This window comes from Streptomyces sp. NPDC054847, assembly GCF_053610925.1.
Genome location: NZ_JBSGZJ010000591.1, coordinates 1 through 3,651 on the forward strand (window position 1 = coordinate 1; position 3,651 = coordinate 3,651).

The following is a 3,651-nucleotide window of genomic DNA, read 5'->3' on the forward strand; positions in this document are numbered from 1 at the left end:
GAGCCCCCGAACCACCGCGCGCAGCGCGGTGACGGGTCCGGGCGGAGCCCGTTCGGGAAGGGGCGGGCAGGGGAACACGCCCCGCGCAGCGGCCCCGCCGCCGTCAGCCCCGCGTCAGCCCCAGCAACTCCCGCGCCGGCCCCACCGGCCGCTGCGCATGCGGCCACACCGCACGCAGGTCGCGTTCGAGCGCCACCCCCTCCACCGGCACCCGCGTCAGGCGGCGCGAGGACAGTTCCTCCGTCACCGCCAGCTCGCTGAGGACCGCCGGGCCCGCCCCGCTGACGGCCGCCGCCTTCACCGCGGTCGTGGAGGCCAGTTCCATCAGCGGTGCCGAGAGGCCGCCGTGGCGGGAGAGCGCCGAGTCGAGCACCTGTCGTGTGCCGGAGCCCCGTTCGCGCAGGACGAGCGGTGTTCTGGCCAGTTCCTCGGGGGTCAGCGGGGCCTTGCGCCGCCGGGCCCACGCGTGCCCGGGCGCCACGACCACGAACAGCCGGTCGTGGCCGATGACCGTGCCGTCGAGGCCTTCCGGTACGGCGAGGCCCTCGACGAAGCCGAGGTCGGCCTCCCCGGAGAGCAGCCGTGCCGCGACGGCCGACGAGTTCCCCGCGATCAGCGAGACCGCCGTGTCCGGGCGCTGTGCGCGCAGCGCGATGAGCCAGCCGGGCAGCAGATACTCGGCGATCGTCATGCTCGCGGCAACCCGCAGCCGGGAGTCCCGGCGGCCCCGCAGCGCCTGGGCGCCGGCGTCGAACGCCTCCGCCGCCTCCACGATCCGCCGGGCCCAGTCGGTGACGAGGGCTCCCGCCTCGGTCAGCCGGGAACCGCGCGGGGAGCGCTCGACGAGGGCGACGCCCAGCTGGCGTTCCATGGAGCGGATGCGGCTGCTCGCCGCGGGCTGGGTGATGCCGACGTCGCGGGCCGCGCGTCCAAGGCTTCCGTGGCGGGCGACGGCGAGCAGCAGTTCCAGCGCCCCCAGGTCGGGCACCCGGTGCGCCAGCGGCACACGTTGCTCTTCGCTCATAAGACCAGCTTATGAGGCGATAGGAAGAAGGTCCCTGGTGGGGGCGGCGGGCGTCGGCGAACGTGGCGTCATGGTCACCGCCGTACAGTCCCTCCCCCGCCCGCCGGAACCGGTCCGGATCGCCGTCGCGCCCCGGCCCCCGGCCCTGCGGCATCTTGGTCCCAACTGGTACGCGGCTGTCATGGGAACGGCGGTCGTCGCGAGCGCCGGTGCCGCGCTGCCCTTGGACGTCCCGGGACTGCGGACGGTGCTCACCGGCGTCTGGGCGCTGTCGGCGTTGCTGCTCGCCGCGGTCGTGGCGGCGCGTACGGGGCACTGGATCCGCCACCGGGACCAGGCGCGTGCCCATCTCATGGATCCCGCCGTGGCCCCGTTCTACGGCTGTCTGTCGATGGCTCTGCTCGCCGTCGGCACGGGCACGCTCACGGTCGGCGGGGACGTGGTGGGTGAAGGACCCGCTGTGGCCGCCGCGTTCGTGCTGTTCGGGGCGGGGACGCTCGTCGGACTCGTGGGCGCCGTCGCGGTGCCGTACCTGATGGTCGCGCGGCACAGGGTCGAGGCCGGCAGCGCCTCGCCCGTGTGGCTGCTGCCCGTCGTCGCGCCGATGGTGTCCGCGGCGTCGGGTCCGCTCCTGGTGCCGTACCTGCCGCCGGGCCAGTGGCAGGAGGCGGCGCTGCTCGCCTGCTACGCGATGTTCGGGCTGAGTCTGCTGGCGACGCTGCTGATCCTGCCGGTGGTCTTCGCCCGGCTCGTTCACCACGGCCCGCTGCCGCTCGCGGCGACCCCGGCACTGTTTCTGGTGCTCGGCCCGCTCGGCCAGTCGACCACCGCCGTGAACAAACTGGCCGGCGCCGCTCCCGGGGTGCTCGACGCGCCGTACGCGACGGGCATGGGGGTGTTCGCCGTCGTGTACGGCGTGCCCGTCATGGGCTTCGCTCTGCTGTGGCTGGCCCTCGCGGCGGCGATGGTGGTGCGGGCGGCCCGGCGCGGTATGCCGTTCACGCTGGGCTGGTGGGCCTTCACGTTCCCGGTGGGCACGTGTGTGACCGGCGCGCAGAGCCTCGCGGACCGTACGGGCCTGGTGGCGTACCAGTGGTCCGCGACGGCGCTCTACGGGTGCCTGGTGGTGGCCTGGGCGGTCGCCGGGACGCTCACCCTGCGCGGTCTGCTGCGCGGTGAGCTGCTGCGAGTGCCGCGCTGAGCTCCGCGGGCGCACGGCGGAGGGAGGGCCCGTACCAGGTCAGGTACCGCCCGTCGACGAGCGCGGCGGGCAGGCCGGGAAAGGCCTCCGGGCCGTCGTCGGCGGTGAAGCGGTACGGCTCGTCGGGCAGTACGACGGCCTGCGCGCCGCTTGCCGTCAGCTCCTGGAGCGGGATGCGCGGGTAGCGCTCGGGGTGCTGTGCGTACACGTTCACGACGCCGAGCCTGGCGAGCAGGTCCCCGGCGAACGTGTCGCGGCCGAGCACCATCCACGGACGGCGCCAGACCGGCACGACGGCGCGCAGTTCCGGCAGCGGTTCCACCGCCGCCCATGCCCGGCGCGCCTCGTCCAGCCAGCGCGGCCGGTCGAGGGAGCAGCCGGTGACCAGGACCCGTTCGAGCTCCGAGAAGGCCTGGTCGAGGTCGCGTACCTCGGTCACCAGCACGTCGACGCCCGCCTCGCGCAGGGCGGTCAGGTCGGATTCCCGGTTCTCCTCCTCGTTGGCGATCACGAGATCGGGCCGCAGCCGCAGCACCGCGGGCACATCCGGGTTCTTGGTGCCGCCGACGCGGGCCGCGTCGAGGCCGGGCGGATGGGTGCACCAGTCGGTGACTCCCACGAGGAGCCCGGGCGCGGTGGCCGCGACGGCCTCGGTCAGCGAGGGCACCAGGGAGACGACGCGCACCGGTCCGCCTCAGCCACGCGGGTCGGTGGTCGTGGCGATGTGGTCGGAGACGGAGACGACGAGGATGCGGGTGTCCGGGGTGGTGGCACGCCAGCGGTGGCGGACACCGCCGGAGAGGAACAGCGCGTCGCCGGGGCCGAGCCGGTAGGCCCGGCCCTCGGCCTCGACCTCCACCGCCCCGTCCGCGACGTACAGCAGCTCGTCGTTGCGGTGCTCGAACTCCCGGCCCGTCTCCTTCTCGCCGCTGAATTCCAGGGCGTGGAGCTGGTGCTGCCCACGCACCAGGGCCCGGACGCCGTCGGACGGCCCCGAGGTCCTGGCGTCGTCGCCGGCGCGTACGACGTCCACCGTGCGGGCGGCGTCGGAGGCCGCGAGCAGCCGTTCCGCCGAGGTGTCGAGGGCGTCGGAGACCCGCTGGAGCGAGCGCATGCTCGGGTGGGCCCGCTCGTTCTCGATCTGGCTGAGGAAGGGCACGGAGAGGCCGCTGCGGGCGGCGACGGCGGCCAGCGTGAGACCGAGGGCCCGCCGTCGTTTGCGCACGGCAGCACCCACCCGGAGAGGTTCTTCCCTCTCCTTCATGTCCTTCGCGTCCTTCGCGTCCATGGGCCGGGCTCCCCTCCCCTGGGTCCTGTCTCACCATACGCACCATCCGTCCACCCGTACTCGACAAGCGCACGAGCAAAGGGCCGGGAGCGGGCCGGAACCGGTTGAAACAGGTACCGGAAAGGGGTGGGTCCCGCC

General features: G+C 74.3%; 4 protein-coding genes. 1 reads left to right on the forward strand and 3 read right to left on the reverse strand.

Annotation, left to right across the window (positions count from 1 at the left end; genetic code table 11):
- Positions 1 to 103: 103 nt before the first annotated feature.
- A complete protein-coding gene (locus ACWGH4_RS32830) occupies positions 104 to 1,024 on the reverse strand; it encodes a LysR family transcriptional regulator (RefSeq protein WP_453467274.1) in 921 nt (306 codons plus the stop codon).
- A gap of 70 nt (positions 1,025 to 1,094) precedes the next feature.
- On the opposite strand from ACWGH4_RS32830, the gene ACWGH4_RS32835 reads away from it, so the two are divergent.
- Entirely contained in the window at positions 1,095 to 2,225 is a 1,131-nt protein-coding gene (locus ACWGH4_RS32835; protein WP_453467276.1) for a TDT family transporter, read from the forward strand.
- On the opposite strand, the gene ACWGH4_RS32840 is transcribed toward ACWGH4_RS32835, so the two are convergent.
- Positions 2,176 to 2,910, reverse strand: coding sequence for a helical backbone metal receptor (locus ACWGH4_RS32840; protein WP_453467278.1), 735 nt, complete (start codon positions 2,908 to 2,910; stop codon positions 2,176 to 2,178). The genes ACWGH4_RS32835 and ACWGH4_RS32840 overlap by 50 nt on opposite strands.
- 9 nt (positions 2,911 to 2,919) lie before the next feature.
- Positions 2,920 to 3,513: a helix-turn-helix domain-containing protein gene (locus ACWGH4_RS32845; protein ID WP_189475197.1), complete on the reverse strand. Its 594-nt coding sequence runs from the start codon at positions 3,511 to 3,513 to the stop codon at positions 2,920 to 2,922.
- Positions 3,514 to 3,651: the final 138 nt, after the last annotated feature.